At 34.3% G+C, this 2,886-nt stretch carries 2 protein-coding genes; one reads left to right on the top strand and one right to left on the bottom strand.

Annotation, left to right across the window (positions count from 1 at the left end):
• Positions 1-116: 116 nt before the first annotated feature.
• Positions 117-506, bottom strand: coding sequence for a LexA family protein (locus HHU12_RS33405; RefSeq protein WP_205960068.1), 390 nt, complete (start codon positions 504-506; stop codon positions 117-119).
• Between the two features lie 616 nt (positions 507-1,122).
• Here HHU12_RS33405 and HHU12_RS33400 point away from each other — a divergent pair.
• Positions 1,123-2,655 carry a hypothetical protein gene (locus HHU12_RS33400; protein WP_169661058.1) on the top strand — a complete coding sequence of 511 codons (1,533 nt, stop codon included), beginning with the start codon at positions 1,123-1,125 and terminating at the stop codon, positions 2,653-2,655.
• The last annotated feature ends 231 nt before the right edge of the window (positions 2,656-2,886 follow it).

Here is a 2,886-nt window from a genome sequence, read left to right as displayed (position 1 = left end):
AGGCTCTTAATTGTCCGCTGAGATTAAATGAATGTTGAACAAAAACGGTCAACCCTATTTAGGGAAGTACACACAAGCATTCTTCATTCTTCCCTCTTAATTCTTAACTCAAAAACTTATCTTTTCAGTTTCACAATACTGTGCGTCACTTTGCCCCACACTTTAATTTCTTTTTTAGAAATAGAATAAGGTGTAGACCAATAACCTTCACTAGCCATTCTGAAAATTCTAAAATCATTATTGATATAAGCGATAAACAGATCTCCTGATTTTAAATCTTCTCCTTTGGCGACGACTAGAAAGTCTCCAGTTGCCAATCGCCATTCCGGAATATCCCGACTCATCTTACAGAAGAAAGTATTGTATCCCCTTTCTATAATGTCATCCGCAGAAATATCGCTTTCCGCAAAGTCTTTTGCTGGACTTGGAAAACCTGTAGCTTCCAAGTACTCTTCTTTAAATTTCTCTCCTTCTCTATCGAAGTGCAGTTCTTCAATTTCTCCCATCTCTTTATCAATTTTCAATTCTACAGTATACAGTGCAATGACTGTGGGTAATTAGAAGTACGTCAATAATGGAGATAGGAATTTACAGTTCAAATATAATTAATGATTAAAAAATAAACAAAAAAATGTTTATAAAATAAACTTTAATTATTTTATACCACTATAAAATAATCAGTTAGAGTTGTAAGCAGATTGTTGTTAAAAAGCCCTCTAGAGGAGTTTTAAGCGGTTTTTTATTAGTTAATGAATAAGTTATAGTTGAAGTGAAAAAACGGTGTTAGAGCGACTCTGAGGAGGTGTAAATAGGAATTGAATGGATTACATTCTTCATTGGGAGTTTGAGGAGATATTTTTAATGGAGCATTAAAAGAATAGATAGCTAGTGCAAGATGATTTTTAAACAACGGCTACGCTATTTCTTCTTTCCAATTTCATTTATTAATTAAATCATTACATTTATCAATCGCTTTTGTAAAGTATTTTACCCCTCTATATTTTTGCATCAGTACTAACAAGGAAATGAATAAATAAAATCACTATCCACAGTCTCATCATATAGTGTACGAAAACCTTGCGAAGTACTTACCTAATTAATTACCCAATTAAATAATCTTACGTGAAGAAGTATATCACTCTATTTTTTGTTTTAATAATACATTACGCTGTGCAAGCACAGGATAACCCTATACAAGAGTACATTCCGTCTAAGGACCTAACTTTTTTGATGTATTATAATTCTGCACATGTCGCTCAATATCAAAATATAGAGAAGGAACTTTCTAGAGACTTACAGGAGATAAATCAATTCACAGATGATATGATGGTTTACACACATAGTGTAGATTCCTTTCATGTGATGTTGACTGTTCGATTTAAACTATCCGAAGGTGTTACAAGTAAAAAAATATACGAATTAATAGACGAATCGAACTTTATTATATCAAAGGAAGAAGGTCAGTTTATTGATTTAGAAAAAGAGCCAAATAAACCAAGGACCTATTGCCGTTATGGCTTTTTACATCAAGGAGATGAGTATTGGACGCTTAAGTTATTTTACCAACAAGGCTTTATCAATAAGTCATATAATGCCTTGAGTGAAAAAGTTTTCAGAGAAGTGACAACAGATCAAATCTCTTATAGTGATTATAGAAGTTATGTAGACTCATTGGATCAGGAGGATTTGCCTTTTGTAAAACCTTATATGACAGCAGTATTTAATAAAGAAAAGCAGGATGTCCTTCAACCGAATAATATCAAGAAAGCCGTGAAAGTCCCTCAGGAGCTTAATCACTTGCCAGTGTTTACTTACATCAATGATCAGACACATATTCCTGTATCGGTTGTTTTAGGCTATGATGAGAACCTTTTGAGTGCTTGTTTAGCAAGTAGTGCGAACGAGTATTTTAAAACTTTTGAAGCATTGAATCAAGTGAGTGAGGGGGAGGAAAGCTGGTATGGAGTGGACATTAATAAAAAAGAAGTCAATATCACTAACTTAGCCACTCAGGCGTCTCCAAGTCCAAAGGTCAAAATCGACCAAGAAATCCTTCAGTATTTCCCTAGTGATGCCACAAGTTGGCTGACTTATGGGTTTGATATGGAGTGGTTACGTGACAAAATTGTCAATCATCTGTCTCCAGAACCGAAGAGAAGTGAAGGAGAGATGAAATTGAGGATTTTAACGATGGGGGATGACTTTCTAAAAGTGTTCCAGACAGGTTTTATAGCGTTTAACAAAGAGAAATCGAGTGATTTGAAGTTTAAGGCGGCCTTTAAAATGCCTAACGCTGAGAAAGGTAAACTGTTGATTCAGACTTTATCTTATGAGATGGACTATTTGACCAAAATTGATAAGGAGACTTACCTTGTAACGCATCCAAAATTCGGTAATGATGAAACTTACTTGGTGATTGTGGATGATATTTGGATCCTGGGTGCAGGAAGACCTGAGCTATTAAAACAGAAGAATAAGAAAGTCTTGCAACAACACCCTGAATTAGCCAACAGTAAGACCAATATGGTGATGGAAGTGACTGATAACACATTTGGAACAGAAAGTATTATTAGAAGAATTTACAGCAATTCAGAGTATCTATCTAAGAAGAAAATAAGAACTAAAACCACTTTAGAATTGAGGTTAGAAAATTAAAAATAGTAAATGTGATACATTCACTTTGATTATTATCTATATAAAGTTGATAATATATAAATACCCAATAAATAGTTAATACTCTTCCCCAAAAACGAAATAATAGCTAGCCTTTAAAATTAACGTTACTATCAGCCACCCTTTGGATAATTTAGGGTGGCTTTTTGTTTGCCCTGCATGCAAACTATCCCGACAGCTTGAAAGAAAGCTGTTTCGCCCCTCGGAGGGAAG

The organism is Flammeovirga aprica JL-4, assembly GCF_012844305.1.
GTDB classification, from domain to species: Bacteria; Bacteroidota; Bacteroidia; order Cytophagales; family Flammeovirgaceae; genus Flammeovirga; species Flammeovirga aprica.
This window is presented reverse-complemented; position numbering and strand designations above follow the sequence as displayed.